General features: G+C 56.1%; 16 protein-coding genes. 8 read left to right on the forward strand and 8 right to left on the reverse strand.

From position 1 onward, the window contains the following. The first annotated feature begins 208 nt into the window (after positions 1–208). Complete coding sequence (gene fadD, locus ACJ8QF_RS13265) at positions 209–1,897, forward strand: long-chain-fatty-acid--CoA ligase FadD (RefSeq protein WP_004932309.1); 1,689 nt, start codon at positions 209–211, stop codon at positions 1,895–1,897. Positions 1,898–1,978: 81 nt separating this feature from the next. Further along, complete coding sequence (gene rnd / locus ACJ8QF_RS13270; protein ID WP_033632853.1) at positions 1,979–3,100, forward strand: ribonuclease D; 1,122 nt, start codon at positions 1,979–1,981, stop codon at positions 3,098–3,100. A gap of 237 nt (positions 3,101–3,337) precedes the next feature. On the opposite strand, the gene minE is transcribed toward rnd, so the two are convergent. From minE to minC, 3 genes are read right to left on the reverse strand one after another with little or no spacing between them, the layout of a single operon-like run. Beyond that, the gene (gene minE, locus ACJ8QF_RS13275; RefSeq protein WP_004932303.1) at positions 3,338–3,607 is read right to left on the reverse strand and encodes a cell division topological specificity factor MinE; all 270 of its coding nucleotides are present in this window, start codon (positions 3,605–3,607) and stop codon (positions 3,338–3,340) included. Positions 3,608–3,610: 3 nt separating this feature from the next. Continuing rightward, positions 3,611–4,423: a septum site-determining protein MinD gene (gene minD / locus ACJ8QF_RS13280; protein WP_004932300.1), complete on the reverse strand. Its 813-nt coding sequence runs from the start codon at positions 4,421–4,423 to the stop codon at positions 3,611–3,613. A gap of 25 nt (positions 4,424–4,448) precedes the next feature. Continuing rightward, positions 4,449–5,144, reverse strand: a complete 696-nt coding sequence (minC, locus tag ACJ8QF_RS13285; RefSeq protein WP_004932297.1) for a septum site-determining protein MinC — start codon at positions 5,142–5,144, stop codon at positions 4,449–4,451. Between the two features lie 136 nt (positions 5,145–5,280). Here minC and ACJ8QF_RS13290 point away from each other — a divergent pair, with 136 nt between their 5' ends. From ACJ8QF_RS13290 to ACJ8QF_RS13305, 4 genes are all read left to right on the forward strand, one after another. Continuing rightward, positions 5,281–5,553, forward strand: coding sequence for a YcgL domain-containing protein (locus tag ACJ8QF_RS13290; RefSeq protein ID WP_004932294.1), 273 nt, complete (start codon positions 5,281–5,283; stop codon positions 5,551–5,553). Positions 5,554–5,641: 88 nt separating this feature from the next. Beyond that, on the forward strand, positions 5,642–6,604 hold the full coding sequence (locus ACJ8QF_RS13295; protein WP_442537656.1) for a lytic murein transglycosylase: 963 nt from the start codon (positions 5,642–5,644) through the stop codon (positions 6,602–6,604). A gap of 58 nt (positions 6,605–6,662) precedes the next feature. After that, positions 6,663–7,319, forward strand: coding sequence for a fumarylacetoacetate hydrolase family protein (locus tag ACJ8QF_RS13300; RefSeq protein ID WP_025159804.1), 657 nt, complete (start codon positions 6,663–6,665; stop codon positions 7,317–7,319). A 122-nt stretch (positions 7,320–7,441) separates the two neighbouring features. Further along, entirely contained in the window at positions 7,442–7,888 is a 447-nt protein-coding gene (locus tag ACJ8QF_RS13305) for a YcgN family cysteine cluster protein (protein ID WP_025159803.1), read from the forward strand. Positions 7,889–8,001: 113 nt separating this feature from the next. On the opposite strand, the gene ACJ8QF_RS13310 is transcribed toward ACJ8QF_RS13305, so the two are convergent. The 3 genes from ACJ8QF_RS13310 to nhaB all read right to left on the reverse strand — a co-directional run bounded on the left by ACJ8QF_RS13310 (position 8,002) and on the right by nhaB (position 11,681). Continuing rightward, positions 8,002–8,763: an aspartyl/asparaginyl beta-hydroxylase domain-containing protein gene (locus ACJ8QF_RS13310; RefSeq protein ID WP_442537574.1), complete on the reverse strand. Its 762-nt coding sequence runs from the start codon at positions 8,761–8,763 to the stop codon at positions 8,002–8,004. Positions 8,764–9,464: 701 nt separating this feature from the next. Beyond that, entirely contained in the window at positions 9,465–9,995 is a 531-nt protein-coding gene (gene dsbB / locus ACJ8QF_RS13315) for a disulfide bond formation protein DsbB (RefSeq protein ID WP_004932277.1), read from the reverse strand. A 120-nt stretch (positions 9,996–10,115) separates the two neighbouring features. Then, on the reverse strand, positions 10,116–11,681 hold the full coding sequence (nhaB, locus tag ACJ8QF_RS13320; RefSeq protein WP_442537575.1) for a sodium/proton antiporter NhaB: 1,566 nt from the start codon (positions 11,679–11,681) through the stop codon (positions 10,116–10,118). 243 nt (positions 11,682–11,924) lie between these two features. On the opposite strand from nhaB, the gene fadR reads away from it, so the two are divergent. After that, on the forward strand, positions 11,925–12,644 hold the full coding sequence (fadR, locus tag ACJ8QF_RS13325; protein ID WP_004932271.1) for a fatty acid metabolism transcriptional regulator FadR: 720 nt from the start codon (positions 11,925–11,927) through the stop codon (positions 12,642–12,644). A 57-nt stretch (positions 12,645–12,701) separates the two neighbouring features. On the opposite strand, the gene ACJ8QF_RS13330 is transcribed toward fadR, so the two are convergent. Continuing rightward, entirely contained in the window at positions 12,702–14,237 is a 1,536-nt protein-coding gene (locus tag ACJ8QF_RS13330) for a SpoVR family protein (protein ID WP_004932268.1), read from the reverse strand. Between the two features lie 298 nt (positions 14,238–14,535). On the opposite strand from ACJ8QF_RS13330, the gene zinT reads away from it, so the two are divergent. Continuing rightward, a complete protein-coding gene (gene zinT, locus ACJ8QF_RS13335; protein ID WP_004932265.1) occupies positions 14,536–15,186 on the forward strand; it encodes a metal-binding protein ZinT in 651 nt (216 codons plus the stop codon). 46 nt (positions 15,187–15,232) lie between these two features. Here zinT and ACJ8QF_RS13340 read toward each other — a convergent pair whose 3' ends face one another. After that, complete coding sequence (locus tag ACJ8QF_RS13340) at positions 15,233–15,550, reverse strand: antibiotic biosynthesis monooxygenase family protein (RefSeq protein WP_033632861.1); 318 nt, start codon at positions 15,548–15,550, stop codon at positions 15,233–15,235. Positions 15,551–15,757 lie beyond the last annotated feature (207 nt).

Consider the following 15,757-nt stretch of genomic DNA (forward strand, 5'->3'; position numbering starts at 1 on the left):
ATACGCTTGATGTGAACACATTTGACAGGGCGGCTCAGGCCGCCCTTTTGTTTTTTGGGATAAGGAATATCCGACAATTAGTGACGTACATCGCAACCTGAATAATGTTTAAAACCCGAACTGGTCTGCTGAGTTAAAATATTGTTATGGTTAGGCTGCGAGTTTGAGGGCTGCGATGATAATTAGTAATGATTTCAGGAGTAATACCTTGGATAAGGTCTGGTTAAAACGGTATCCGGCAGATGTGCCCGCAGAGATTGATGCCGATCGCTATTCGTCGTTGATCGAAATGTTTGAGCATGCCGTGCAGCGCTATGCCGATCAGCCCGCCTTTATCAATATGGGCGAGGTGATGACCTTCCGCAAACTGGAAGAACGCAGCCGGGCTTTCGCGGCTTACCTGCAAAATGAACTGGGCCTGAAGAAGGGCGACCGCGTCGCACTGATGATGCCTAACCTGTTGCAATACCCCATCGCCCTGTTCGGCATTCTGCGCGCCGGCATGGTGGTGGTCAACGTCAACCCGCTGTATACCCCGCGTGAGCTGGAGCACCAGTTGAACGACAGCGGCGCCAGCGCCATCGTCATCGTTTCCAACTTTGCCCATACGCTGGAAAAAGTGGTGTTCAACACTCAGGTCAAGCACGTGATCCTGACGCGCATGGGCGATCAGCTGTCGGCCGCCAAAGGTACGCTGGTCAACTTCGTGGTCAAGTACGTCAAGCGTCTGGTGCCGAAATACAACCTGCCGGATGCCATTTCATTCCGCAGCGCGCTGCAGCGCGGCCGCCGCCTGCAGTATGTAAAACCGGACATCATTAATGCCGATCTGGCCTTCCTGCAATATACGGGCGGCACCACCGGGGTGGCGAAGGGCGCGATGCTGACGCACCGCAACATGCAGGCCAACCTCGAGCAGGCCAAGGCCGCCTATTCGCCGCTGTTCCGCGAAGGGCAGGAACTGGTGGTGACGGCGTTGCCGCTGTATCACATTTTCGCGCTGACGGTGAACTGCCTGCTGTTTATCGATCTGGGCGGGCGCAATTTGCTGATCACCAACCCACGCGACATTCCAGGGCTGGTGAAAGAACTGGGCAAATATCCGTTCACCGCCATGAGCGGGGTGAATACGCTGTTCAACGCGTTGCTGAACAACGAAGAGTTCCACAAGCTCGATTTCTCCACGCTGCGTTTCTCGGTCGGCGGCGGCATGTCGGTGCAAAAAGCGGTGGCCGAGAAGTGGGAGAAAACCACCGGTAAACACCTGCTGGAAGGTTATGGCCTGACGGAGTGCGCGCCGTTGGTGGCCGGTAACCCTTACGATCTGAAACACTACAGCGGCAGCATCGGCCTGCCGGTGCCGTCGACGGACATTCGTCTGGTGGACGACAATGGCCAGGATGTACCGCCGGGCGAACCGGGCGAACTGTGGGTCAAAGGGCCGCAAGTTATGTTAGGCTATTGGCAGCGCCCGGACGCCACCGACGAAGTGCTGAAAGATGGCTGGTTGGCGACCGGCGATGTGGTGACCGTAGACGAGCAGGGGTTCGTGCGCATCGTCGACCGCAAGAAAGACATGATCCTGGTCTCCGGTTTCAACGTTTACCCGAACGAGATCGAGGACGTGGTCAGCCAGCATCCGAAAGTGCTGGAATGTGCGGCGATCGGTGTGCCGAGCGAGGTCTCCGGCGAAACGGTGAAGATCTGCGTGGTGAAGAAAGACGCCTCGCTGACCAAGGAAGAGCTGTTGACCCATTGCCGTCGGCACCTGACCGGGTATAAAGTGCCTAAAATTGTTGAGTTCCGCGATGAACTGCCGAAGTCTAACGTCGGCAAGATTTTGCGGCGAGAACTGCGCGATGAGCTAAAAACGCCGAAGCCGGCCGATGCCGCCTAGGTGTCGCTCTCGCGCCTGACTATCAACAACGCCGGTGAATGCCGGCGTTGTTGTGTTTGAATCCTACAAGAGAATGATGTTTTGAATTATCAGTTGATCACTACCGATGCCGGATTGCAGCAGGTCTGCGAGCAGGCGAGAAAGCATGCCCAGATTGCGCTGGACACCGAGTTTGTCAGAACGCGCACCTACTATCCGCAGCTGGGCCTGATCCAGCTCTACGACGGTGAACAACTCTCCCTTATCGATCCTCTGCCGATCAAGCAATGGCAGCCGTTTGTCGACCTGCTGGCCGACACCGCCGTGGTGAAGTTCCTGCATGCCGGCAGTGAAGATCTCGAAGTGTTTCTCAACGCCTTTAAAACGCTGCCGACGCCGATGGTCGATACCCAGATCCTGGCGGCCTTTACCGGCCGGCCGCTCTCCTGTGGCTTCGCGACGCTGGTGGCGGAGTACATGAAGGTTGAGCTGGACAAGAGCGAGTCGCGCACCGACTGGCTGGCGCGCCCGCTGACTGAAAGACAGTGCGTGTATGCGGCCGCCGACGTGTTCTACCTGCTGCCGATGGCTAAACAGTTGGTGCAGGAAACCGAAGAGGCCGGTTGGACCGCGGCGGCCAATAACGAGTGCCTGCTGCTGTGCCAGCGCCGTAGCGAGACGCTGGCGCCGGCATTGGCCTACCGCGAAATCAGCAACGCCTGGCAGCTGCGCCCGCGTCAGCTCGGTTGTCTGCAGAAGTTGGCGGAATGGCGGCTGCGCCAGGCGCGTGAGCGCGATCTGGCGGTGAACTTTGTGGTGCGTGAGGAGAACCTGTGGCAGGTGGCGCGCTATATGCCGTCTTCGCTGGGAGAACTGGATTCGCTGGGTCTGAGCGGGCCGGAGATCCGTTATCACGGTAAAACGCTGCTGGCGCTGGTGGCGGAGGCCGAAGCGCTGGACGAGTCCGAGTTGCCGGCGCCGTTGGCCAACCTTATCGATCAGCCGGGCTACAAGAAGGTGTTCAAAGACATCAAGGCGGCGATCGCTACCGTCAGCGAGCAAAGCGGGTTGAGCAGCGAGCTGCTGGCATCCCGTCGCCAAATTAACCAATTGTTGAACTGGCATTGGAAACTGAAGGACGGCGAAAGTCGCCCTGAATTAATCAGCGGCTGGCGCGGCGATTTATTAATGGCGCCGTTGCAGGACATCCTGAAAGATTATTAATCGCTGGTTATCACCAGGGCAGGGTAGGGAAACTCTGCTCGGGTGAATATAGGCAGGAAATAATGCGTTGAAGGTAAATCTGGCCAGAATTTACTTTAAACGAGGTGGCGGCAAAGTTAATTGGGAATTGTCCCAAAGGGAAAAATCGATTTTTTGCTGCCGACAATGCTTAATAACTGGATGCACATACAGTTACCCCCTGCATAAAATATACAGGGGGTAATTAATGCGTCGCAATCATTTAGCTGCTTCTTCCGATTCCGGTAATGTCACGTTAAGTTCAAGTACCGAAATATCGTCCCCTTTCTGCTCGAACTGCACATGCAGCATTTCAGGATCGATCTGAATGTATTTGCAAATAACCGCCAGAATATCGCGTTTCAAATCAGGCAGATACGGGGGCTCACTGTCCCCGCGACGACGCTCTGCGACGATAATCTGCAGCCGTTCCTTGGCTATATTGGCTGTCTGTTTTTTGCGGGACAGAAAGAAGTCTAATAAGGCCATGGTTTATCCCCCAAAAAGGCGTTTCAGGAAACCCTTCTTCTCTTCTTCAATGAAGCGGAATGGGCGTTCTTCCCCCAACAAGCGGCAAACGGTATCGTCATACGCCTTACCGGCGTCTGACTCGGCATCCAGAATGACAGGCTCACCCTGGTTGGAAGCACGCAGTACGGACTGGTCTTCCGGGATCACGCCCACCAGCGGAATGCGCAGGATTTCCAGCACGTCTTCCATGCTCAACATGTCGCCACGGCTGACGCGGCCCGGGTTATAACGGGTCAGCAGCAGGTGTTCCTTGATAGGCGATTCGCCTTTCTCAGCGCGGCGTGATTTAGAAGAGAGAATGCCCAGGATACGGTCGGAGTCGCGTACCGAAGAGACTTCCGGGTTGGTGGTGATGATAGCTTCGTCGGCGAAATACAGCGCCATCAGCGCACCGGTTTCGATACCGGCTGGTGAGTCGCAGACCACGAAGTCAAAATCCATCTCGCCGAGATCGTTGAGGACTTTTTCAACGCCTTCACGGGTTAACGCGTCTTTGTCGCGTGTCTGCGAAGCCGGCAGGATATAGAGGTTTTCAGTGCGTTTGTCTTTGATCAACGCCTGATTCAGCGTGGCATCGCCCTGAATCACGTTCACGAAATCATAAACTACCCGACGTTCGCAGCCCATGATCAGGTCAAGATTACGCAGACCGATATCGAAATCGATCACGACGGTTTTCTTGCCTTTCTGGGCCAGGCCGGTAGCGATGGCCGCGCTCGAAGTGGTCTTGCCAACGCCCCCTTTACCCGATGTAACAACAATAATGCGTGCCATGAAATGGATTCCTTGTCAAAAGGGCTTAATTTAAAGGTTGTATGGTTAAAGCGTTATCCAACAGGCTGAGTCGTACGGCCTGCCCGACGTAATCGGACGGGATTTGGTCGCTCAACCAGTACTGCCCTGCGATAGAGACTAGCTCAGCCGCCAGGTGGGTGCAAAAAATCTGACATTGCGTGTCGCCTGACGCGCCTGCCAGTGCGCGACCGCGCATCATGCCGTAGACATGAATATTGCCGTCGGCAATCAACTCGGCGCCGGCGCTGACGCTGCTGGTCACGATAAGATCGCTGTTGCGGGCGTAAATCTGTTGGCCGGAGCGGACAGGCGTACTGATGATGCGCGTTTTGGCGGGGGCGTTATCCGCCACCACGGGCGCTGGTGCAGGCTCCGGCGCCGCCATTTTCTGGCCTTTGCCTTCGCTCAGCAGCGGCAGCCCGGCGCGGGCTATCGCGCGCTTTTGACGCTCATCTCTGCAACCGCTGATACCCACAACGCGCAGACCTGCTGCCGCGACAGCCTGTTGAAGTTCTTTCCAGTTCGCATCGCCTTCCAGCGTTGCGACGTTGATAACAACAGGGGCGTTTTTCAGAAAAGCGGGCGCTTGCTCAACTTTTTCCTGTAACGCCTGGCGTATTACCTCGGGCTGCGAATTATGCAAATGAACAACCGATAGGGTAAAACTGCTGCCTTTTAGCTCAATTGGCGATTGTGACATCTATCCTGACTCAGTCTCAGCAACTTTAAATCCCCGGAATACCACTCGGGGTGCGATATTCCGATGTACTATAAGCATGTTATAGTCAGAGTTATATCCAGGCAAGACGCTCCCTCAATTAAATAGAGTTAAAAAAATGCTTTGTGTGATCTATAGAAGCCCGAAACGCGATCAAACTTATCTTTATGTCGAAAAAAAAGACGATTTCTCTCGTGTGCCGGAAGAGCTGATGAAAAGTTTCGGCGTGCCGCAATTCGCCATGATGCTGTCGCTCGATGAGCGCAAGAAATTGGCCTCGGCGGATATCGAAAAGGTGAAGCAGGCGTTGAAAGACGAAGGCTATTATCTGCAGTTCCCGCCGCCGGTTGAAAACCTGCTCAATCAGCATCTGGCGGGCGATAAGGCCTGAGACAGTCGCCACGGCCAGGGGAGGCGCGATGACACGTTCGGCGAGAAAGACCGTATTGGCCGCCTGGTTGGCGCTGGGCGGGGTGCTGATGCCCGGCGCATCGCAGGCGGCGCAGGAGACGACGCTGGCGGCGAGCGGCCGCGATCCGGCGCAGTTCCCGGCGTATGTCGATCAACTTAAGCGCCGGGCGCGGGAACAGGGCATCAGTCAGGCCACCCTTGATCGCGCGTTTGCGCAAATCCATTTCGTCGATCGGGTGATCAAGGCCGATCGCAATCAGCCGGAGCAGAAGATAACCCTGGACGACTATCTACGGCGGGTGATGTCGCCCGCCAAGGTGCGCCAGGGGCGCGAACTGTATCGGCTGCGCCATGCGCAATGGTCGCGGGCCAGCGAGCGCTATCGGGTGCCAGGGCGTTATATCATCGCGCTGTGGGGGATGGAGAGCGCCTACGGCAAGATTCAGGGGCGGGAAGACGTGGTGTCTGCGCTGGCGACCTTGGCGTTTGAAGGGCGCCGTGAAGCTTTTTTCAGCCAGGAACTGATGGCGGCGCTGCAGATAGTCGAGCAGGGGCACGTCGGCGATACGCCGCTGAAAGGCTCCTGGGCCGGCGCGATGGGGCAATGCCAGTTTATGCCGAGCTCCTTCTTGCGCTACGCTGCGGATGGCGACGGCGACGGGCGCATCGATATCTGGAATAACATTGACGACGTTTTCGCGTCTACAGCCAGCTATTTGTCCAAAGAGGGTTGGCAGCCCGGCATCGGTTGGGGGCGCGAGGTCAAATTGCCCGTCGGTTTCAACCGGGCCGAACTGGGCCTGAAAGACGCGCAGGCGCGCAGCGTCAACGACTGGCAAAAACGCGGCGTGCGCCGCGCGGATGGCAGTGCGTTGCCGCATGCCGTGCAGCGCGGTTGGATTATCGCGCCGGATGATCTGCAGGGGCGGACGTTCCTGGTCTATGATAATTTCCGCACCCTCATGCACTGGAATCGCTCTTACTATTTCGCTCTCGCCGTGGGTATGATGGCAGACGCGATCGGGCATTGATCCGGCACACCAATAATCGGCTTGGCGCGCCAAGCCTCTACAGTTTGGGAGAAGCGGTATGTATCAACATAGAGACTGGCAGGGTTCGCTGCTCGATTTCCCGGTGAACAAGGTGGTCTGCGTCGGCAGCAACTACGCCGATCACATCAAGGAAATGGGCAGCGCGGTGTCCGTCGAACCGGTGGTGTTTATCAAACCGGAAACGGCGTTGTGCGATATCCGCCAGCCGGTGGCCATCCCCAAAGAGTTCGGTTCAGTGCACCATGAGGTGGAGCTGGCGGTGCTGATCGGCACGCCGTTGAAACAGGCCAACGAAGATCGCGTTGCGCGGGCGATCGCCGGTTACGGTGTGGCGCTCGATCTGACGCTGCGCGATCTGCAAGCGGGCTTTAAAAAGGCTGGCCAGCCGTGGGAAAAGGCCAAGGCCTTCGACGGTTCCTGCCCGATGTCGGGATTTATCCCGGTGGCGGAATTCGGCGATCCGCAAAACGCCGAGCTGTCGTTGACCGTCAACGATCAATTGCGCCAGCAGGGCAATACGCGCGACATGATCACGCCAATCCTGCCGCTTATCAGCTACATGAGCCGCTTCTTCACGCTGCGCGCCGGCGACATCATCCTGACCGGCACGCCGCAGGGCGTGGGCCCGATGGCTTCCGGCGACATGCTGAAAATCAGCCTGAACGGCAAAACGCTCAGCACCCGGGTGATCTGATTTCTCCTTGCCGCCGGCATCGTTGGCGGCAAAGCTTGCATCTTGTGGCTAAAATGTCTATATAGTCCCCCCTCGAACCTGCGCGCAGGTGACTTATCCATTTACCGAAACCGGACGCTAACATGTCACAACTCGCTTTTTGGCAACAGAAAACGCTGGCGGAAATGTCAGAACAAGAGTGGGAATCGCTATGCGACGGGTGCGGGCAATGCTGTTTGAATAAGCTGATCGACGAAGATACCGACGAGATTTATTTTACCAACGTAGCCTGCAACCAGCTCAACATCAAATCCTGCCAATGCCGCAACTACGAGCGGCGCTTCGAGCTGGAAGAAGACTGCATCAAACTGACGCGCGAAAATCTCACCACCTTCGATTGGCTGCCGCCGACCTGCGCCTATCGTCTGATTGGCGAAGGTAAACCGCTGTTCCCCTGGCACCCGTTGCTGAGCGGCTCCAAGGCGGCGATGCACGGCGAGCGCATCACGGTGCGGCATATCGCGGTGCGCGAGAGTGAAGTGGTGGACTGGCAGGATCATATCCTCAACAAGCCGGACTGGGCCAGATAACGCGGATACCTTGACAGATGTTGCTCGGCAACACGAGTTTTAATGCCAGAGGGCGGCGTGTTAAGACATTCCGCCCTCTTGGCTATTGAGCTTACGCGCGTGAGACTCTTGCTTCACGCTTTTTTATCTCGGCGATGCCAGTTGGCCAGATTTTTCAGCGGCTGCTTCACATACGGGCTGGCTTTGATCAGGCTGAACAGCAGTTTATTCACCGCCGTGCCCACTTTGTCCATTGGCCGGTCGATATCGAGAAACAGCACCGCACGCAGCTCGTCGGTATCATTGCGGACCTCGTGTTCATAAGAATCATCAAACAAAATCACCTTGCCTTCATCCCAGTGCAGAATTTGGTCGTCAACGCGGATCCAGAGCTTGTCCCGATCCTTTGGCACGATCAATCCCAGATGCGCGCGCACGACGGCTCGAGTCGGGCCCTTGTGGGGCACGATGTGATAGTGCGGTTTGAGGATTGAAAACATGGCGGTGCGCATGCCCGGGATCTCGCTGACCGCCTCTGCTGTGTGCGGGCAGATGGCGCAGTTTTCATCAACCCGTTGCCCGTAGACAAACAGCCCGAAGGTTTTCCAGTTATCTCCTTTAGAGATGCGTTTCTGATCCGGCGATATTTGGTGGAATGCTGGGATATCCTCCGGGTGCTCCAGCAACCGATCCAACTCCTGGCGAATGGCCGGCCAACGGGCTTCCAGCGCCGTCACCCAATGAAATTCATGATTACCGATCCGCGGCGTGGTGGAGATGAGCGAATGGCGAGTCTGAAATTCGCCGTTCCAGCGCAGGAATTTTTTCCCGGCTTTGAGCAGCATGCGCCGCAGGAAGGAGCGCTGAGACGAAGGGGGCAATGTGGTATCCGGCATAGTATCGTGTCCTTGATGTCATATGATGTGCTGTAGTCAGCCAAAACCTGGCTCACAGGAAGAAAGGGTGAAAGTCAACACGTCATTTAGCATAGGGAAAGCATCGCGAACGATTTTAATCTTTAGTGCGCGAATGGCGTTGATGCTTGCTGCCGGATAGAGGCAAATTCCAACAATTTATTTAAGGATGGTAAGGGCTTGTGCGGGGGAGGAGGGGGAAAAAAGCCCCTGCAAAGATGAGGGGCAAGACACACAACAACACCAGGGAAATCGGTAGTACTCACTTTGCCGATACTATAAGGATTTTATGGGTAAACTTCACCAAAATATTGTGCTCTGAATGTGACAAAGGTGCAGTCGTTCATAAGTAACGGTAATTTATTGATGCTCGAAGGCTGAAAGGAATGAGCCAGAGCGGCCAGTTTTTAGTCGCCGATATCGCAGAAGTTTAATGTTATGTAAATTACGCGCTTAATTGTGCCGGGATGCTTCTTTTTAAACGATAAGTTGGGTAATTTGGCCGCTCTCCCGCAAGTTCGAGAGTATAACAATGAAAATGATCCGCCTGTTTGCCGTAGCTGGAGCGCTGATCGTGCTCGTTTACTTCCTTACACATACCTGAGGTGGCTTTATCTCGGAATGTGGCAGCAATACCTAAAAAAAACGGCGCCTTCCGGCGCCGTTTTTTGTTTGTCTGCCGATCAGCGGCCGAACAGGTCGCGGCGGCGTGGGCGAACAAACTGCGCGATCAGCACAATCAGCGCCACCAGCAGATAGGCGCCGAAGATGCCGACCAACCATTGCGGCATTTCCAACGTCAGGAATTGCCATTGACGCACGGAGCAGTCACCGGAAGCGTGGAACACCGCCGGCAGCCATTTGTCCAGCGGCAGCCAGGACGGGAAGCTGACGAAGAAATCGCAGGTATTGAATGGCGAAGGATGCAACTGGATCATGGTGTGCTTCCACGCCAGCTGTACGCCTTCCCAGGCGCTGTAGATCCACAGCAAGATCGCCGCGTAGCGCAGCGGCGTTTTCGGCGCGATGGCGCCCACCAGCGAGGCGCCGAGGATACCGAACAGCGCGCAACGCTCGTAAATGCACATTACGCACGGCTGCAGCAGCATAACGTGCTGGAAATAGAGCGCGACCAGTTCCAACACCAACGCTGTCAGGGCCATCAGCAGCCAGGCGCCGCGTCCTTGTGAACAGCGGTTAAAGAATTGCAACATATCTAGATTCTTCCATGCAGTAAGCAATTGAACCGGCAGTGTAAACCAATTCCTCTTCGCTGCCAGCCACCTGGGCCGGATTCAGCGTAAAAATAGTCGGTTCACCCTGCCGGCGCCGTCTCAGTGGCCGACGGCGTCGATGGACGGCAGCGTCAGCCAATGCCACTGCGTCAACAGCTCGGTCGCCGGTTCCAAGGTGAACTGGACGCACAGCAGGCCAACCACCGTCAGCATCACCGTATAAGGCAGGGCCATCCATACCATGCGGCCATACGACAAACGCACCAGCGGCGCCAGCGCAGACGTCAGCAGAAACAGAAACGCCGCCTGCCCGTTAGGGGTAGCGACCGAGGGCAGGTTGGTGCCGGTATTGATGGCGACCGCCAGCAGCTCGAACTGCTTCAGCCCGATAGCGCCGGTTTCCAGCGCGGTGCGCGCCTCGTTGATGTAAACCGTGCCGACGAACACGTTGTCGGAAACCGACGACAGCAGGCCGTTGAACAGGTAGAACAGCGAAAGCTGAGAAGCGGGCTCGGCGCGCAGCACAAACTGGATCACCGGGCTGAACAGGTGCTGCTCGATGATGACCGCGACCACGGTGAAAAACACCGTCAGCAGCGCGGTGAACGGCAGCGCTTCCTGGAACGCTTTGCCGATGGCGTGCTCGTCGTTCACGCCGCACAGGGAGGTGGCGAGAACGATGACCGACAGGCCAATCAGCCCCACTTCAGCCAGGTGGAAGGCCAGCGCCAGCACCAGCCAAACGCCGATCAGCGCTTGCATCACCAGTTTGAGCCGTTCTTGTTTGCTACGGCCCGCAGTGGCCTTGCGGTCATACTCTTTCAGCACGTCGCGTACCGCTTCCGGTAGCTGCGCGCCGTAACCAAACAGGCGAAAACGTTCTACCAGCCAACAAACCAGCAGGCCGCACACCAACACTGGCAGCGTGACCGGCGCCATTCGCAGGAAGAAATCGATAAAACCCCAGCCCGCGTTTTTGGCGATGATCAGGTTTTGCGGCTCGCCTACCATGGTCATGACCCCGCCGAGCGCGGTACCGACGCCGGCGTGCATCAGCAGGCTGCGCAGAAAGGCGCGGAATTGCTCCAGCGTCTGTTTGCGCTCTTCGCCGGTAAAATCGCTGTCATCGCCGATGTCGCCGTCGGGGCGATTCGACGTCACGTTGTGATAGATGGAATAGAAGCCGGTGGCCACGCTGATCACCACCGCCACGACCGTCAGCGCGTCGAGGAAGGCGGAAAGAAAGGCAGCGGCCAGGCAGAACGCCAGCGACAGCAGCGTTTTCGAGCGGATGTTGAGCAGCAGCTTGGTGAACACGAACAGCAGCAGTTGCTTCATAAAGTAGATGCCGGCCACCATAAAGATCAGCAGCAGCAACACGTCCAGATTATGTTCGATTTCCTGCGAGACCTGCGCCGGGCTGGTCATACCGATGGCCACGGCCTCGAGCGCCAGCAGGCCGCCCGGCAGCAGCGGGTAGCATTTCAGCGCCATCGCCAGGGTAAAGATGAACTCGACCACCAGCAGCCAACCCGCGATAAACGGGCTGGCGAAAAAGAACACCAGGGGGTTGATCGCCAGAAAAATGAGAATGGTCAGTTTGTACCAGTCGGGAGATTGCCCCAGAAAATTTTTGAGCAGGGCGCTGCGCAGGGTTGTTTCCATTGTGCTCTATGCATCCTTCAATCAGTCGTAGCACGTACCCTAACAATGCTGCGGGGGCGTGCGCAACCTGAGCTTGTTTTACGATGAGAAAATTCCTACGACCGGTATTTTTGCTCGTTTTTTGCCACGTTATGCACACTTTCGTTTATTGTTTTTCGCTCACGCTATGTCATGTCAGCACGATCTGGTATGATGAGCTGATTACTTTTACTGATTTTATCGTCGCAACGGAACGTCAAACACATGGTCATAAAGGCGCAGAGTCCTGCCGGTTTCGCGGAAGAGTACATTATTGAGAGTATTTGGAATAATCGCTTCCCCCCTGGCTCTATTTTGCCCGCGGAGCGTGAGCTTTCGGAGTTGATTGGCGTCACGCGCACCACGTTACGTGAAGTGTTGCAACGTCTGGCCCGCGATGGCTGGTTGACCATTCAGCATGGCAAACCGACCAAAGTGAACAATTTTTGGGAAACGTCCGGCCTCAATATCCTTGAGACGGTGGCCCGTCTCGATCACAAAAGCGTCCCTCAACTGATCGATAACCTGCTGTCCGTGCGCACCAATATCGCGTCGATCTTTATTCGCGCCGCGGTGCGCAATCATCCGGAGCAAGCCCAGGAAGTGTTGGCGAAGGCCGCCGAGGTAGAAGATCAGGCGGACGCTTTCAATCTGCTCGATTACGAGATCTTCCGCGGTCTGGCGTTCGCTTCCGGCAACCCGATCTACGGCCTGATCTTCAACGGTCTGAAAGGGCTGTACACCCGCGTGGGCCGTTACTACTTCTCCAATCCGGAAGCGCGCAAGCTGGCGCTGGCCTTCTACAGCAAGCTGTCCACGCTGTGCCATGAGAAATTGTACGACCAGGTGATGGATACCGTGCGCAGCTACGGTAAAGACAGCGGAGCGATTTGGCAGAGCATGCAGGGCACCATGCCGAGCGATCTGACCGAAGCGCGTCGTTAATCGCGAGTCAATGAAATAAGAAAGGGCGCCATGCGGCGCCCTTAGTCGTTGTGGCGATTACAGCGGCGTAGGCCGCGGTGGGCAGCGATCGAGCAGCTCTACACTGCCGTCTTCATTTTGCTGCTCGAGGATCACGTCGAAGCCCCACAGGCGATGCAGGTGCTTCAACACGTCGCGACGGCTCTTATCCAGTGGCGCGCGTTCCTGCGGGATGTAGCGCAATGTCAGCGAGCGGTCACCGCGCAGATCCACGTTCCAGATCTGAATGTTCGGCTCATGGTTGCTCAAGTTGTATTGCGCTGACAGCTCCTGGCGGATCGCCCGGTAACCGGCTTCGTTATGGATCGCGGCAATCTCCAGATAGTTGTTGCGATCGTCGTCCAGCACGGTAAACAAGCGGAAGTCGCGCATCACTTTGGGCGACAGGAACTGGCTGATAAAGCTCTCGTCCTTGAAGTCGCGCATGGCGAAGTGCAACGTGTCCAGCCAGTCTTTTCCGGCGATGTCCGGGAACCAGTAGCGGTCTTCTTCGGTCGGCGACTGGCAGATGCGCTTGATGTCCTGGAACATGGCGAAGCCCAGCGCATAAGGGTTGATGCCGTTATAGTACGGGCTGTTGTACGGCGGCTGATACACCACGTTGGTGTGGCTGTGCAAAAACTCCAGCATAAACCGCTCGGTCACTCGGCCCTCATCGTACAGATGGTTGAGGATGGTGTAATGCCAGAAGGTGGCCCAACCCTCGTTCATCACCTGAGTCTGCTTTTGCGGGTAGAAATACTGGCTGACCTTGCGCACGATGCGCAACACCTCACGCTGCCAGGGTTCCAGCAGCGGTGCATTCTTTTCAATAAAATAGAGGATATTTTCCTGCGGTTCGCTCGGATACCGGCGCGCCTGCTCCGGCGACTCTTCGCGCTCGACGCGTGGCAGGGTCTTCCACAGCGTATTCACCTGGCTTTGCAGATACTCTTCGCGGCTTTTCTGGCGCGCTTTTTCTTCCACCAAAGAGATTTTTTGCGGGCGTTTGTACCTGTCGACCCCGTAGTTCATCAGCGCATGGCAAGAGTCCAGCAGTCGCTCCACTTCATCGACGCCGTAGCGCTCTTCGCACTGGCTGATGTAGTGGCGGGCGAACAGCAGATAATCGACGATGGAGCTGGCGTCGGTCCAGCTGCGGAACAGATAGTTATTCTTGAAGAACGAGTTGTGACCATAGCAGGCGTGCGCCATCACCAGCGCCTGCATGGTGATGGTGTTCTCCTCCATCAGGTAGGCGATGCAGGGATTGGAGTTGATGACGATTTCATACGCCAGCCCTTGCTGGCCCTGTTTGTAGCGCTGTTCGGTTTCGATGAACTTCTTGCCGAAGGACCAATGGGTATAGTTGATCGGCATGCCGACGCTCGAATAGGCGTCCATCATCTGCTCGGAGGTGATCACCTCGATTTGATGGGGGTAGGTGTCGAGTCGGTAATGCTTGGCGACGCGGTCGATCTGCTCCAAATACACCTGCAGCAGTTCGAACGTCCAGTCCGGTCCATCGCTCAGACGTTTATCATCCTTAACCTTTTCATGTGTTGAAGTAGTCATCAGCGCACCCTCATTATTCACGGGTCTTGCTCAAACGGCAGACCCTGTAACAAGCATAGTTCAAGTCATAATTAACCATTGCAAATCAGTGAAATAAAAATGCCGGTACGCAAAGGAGCGAACGGCGGTCAATCCGGCGCCCGTCCCGGCAGAAGGCGGTGCGGCACCGCACTTCCTCTTCGAGTATAACCCTGCGGCAGGGGGGCGCAACACAATGCCTGTTGCACGACAAGGATTGAAAATTGTTATGTTATATTGTAACTTTTAATTTTTCCCGATAACGGACAAGGAGCGCATTTTGGCGAGGCATTTTGGCAAACTGGCGGTGGCGCTGGCCGCGTTGTTTATCAGCGGGCAGGCATGCGCCCACGGGCATCATTCACATGGCAAGCCGCTGACGGAGGCGGAAAAAAAGGCGGAGGCGGGGGTGTTCGACGATAAGGACGTCAAAGATCGCGATCTGGCCGACTGGGAGGGCGTGTGGCAATCCGTGTATCCCTATCTGCTCAATGGGGATCTTGACCCGGTATTCAAGAAGAAAGCGGCACAGGACAAGCGCAAGACCTTCGCCGAAGTGAAGGCGTATTACCGCAAAGGGTATGCCACCGATGTGGATACCATCGGCATTGAAAACGGCGTCATGGAATTTCACCGCGGTGACCAATCCAGCGCCTGTCAGTATAAGTACGCCGGGCATAAGATCCTGACGTATGTTTCCGGTAAAAAGGGCGTGCGTTATCTGTTTGAATGCCAGGATGCCGGCAGCCTGGCGCCGAAATTCGTGCAGTTCAGCGATCACATTATCGGCCCGCGCAAATCGGCGCATTTCCATATCTTTATGGGCAACACGTCGCAGGAAGCGTTGCTGAAAGAGATGGATAACTGGCCGACTTACTACCCATTCCAACTGCAAACCAAAGAAGTCGTGGACGAGATGCTGCATCATTGATGCTGCTCGTTCCCGCAACCACAAGCCCGCCTGTGTGGGCTTGTGCTCAGTCAAACGGTCTGATTTGCAGGTAATCGTCCGTCACTTCCATTTCAAATAGCGTTTTATCTGCCAACAAGGTCGCACGCATTCGTTCCCGGGCTTGCCGGTAGCGTTCATCCAACTGAATATCACCGGCGCTTTCCCATGCGACTCGGCTTGGCCATTGCGCATAGCCGATAAACTGCCCGCCCACATCCCGATGCAGGCGCGAGCCAAGGCTGCCGCGCTGCAGATAGATACCTTGGGTCAACGCCAGCCAAGCCTGGCGAAAGGCGTGTTCGTGTCCGGGTTTGACTGAAAACTGGTAGATGGCGATGAACATAAGACGTTCTCCACAATAGCGACGGTGTGAACTTTAGGCGCTGCTTCTGGCTTTAACGTTCATATCGTGCTGCAGCGTTCAACATAAACGGGCGGGCCAAGGGCTCGGGTGTTTTATTCCGGTACTGAAAGTAAGGTTAACGGCAGCTGAAATTTTGCGCGATTTTTCTGCTGCGGAGGGAGGGGGCTCTCTTTGTTTGTTATGTTG

The organism is Serratia sp. CY81684 (genome assembly GCF_052166595.1).
GTDB classification, from domain to species: Bacteria; Pseudomonadota; Gammaproteobacteria; order Enterobacterales; family Enterobacteriaceae; genus Serratia; species Serratia nematodiphila.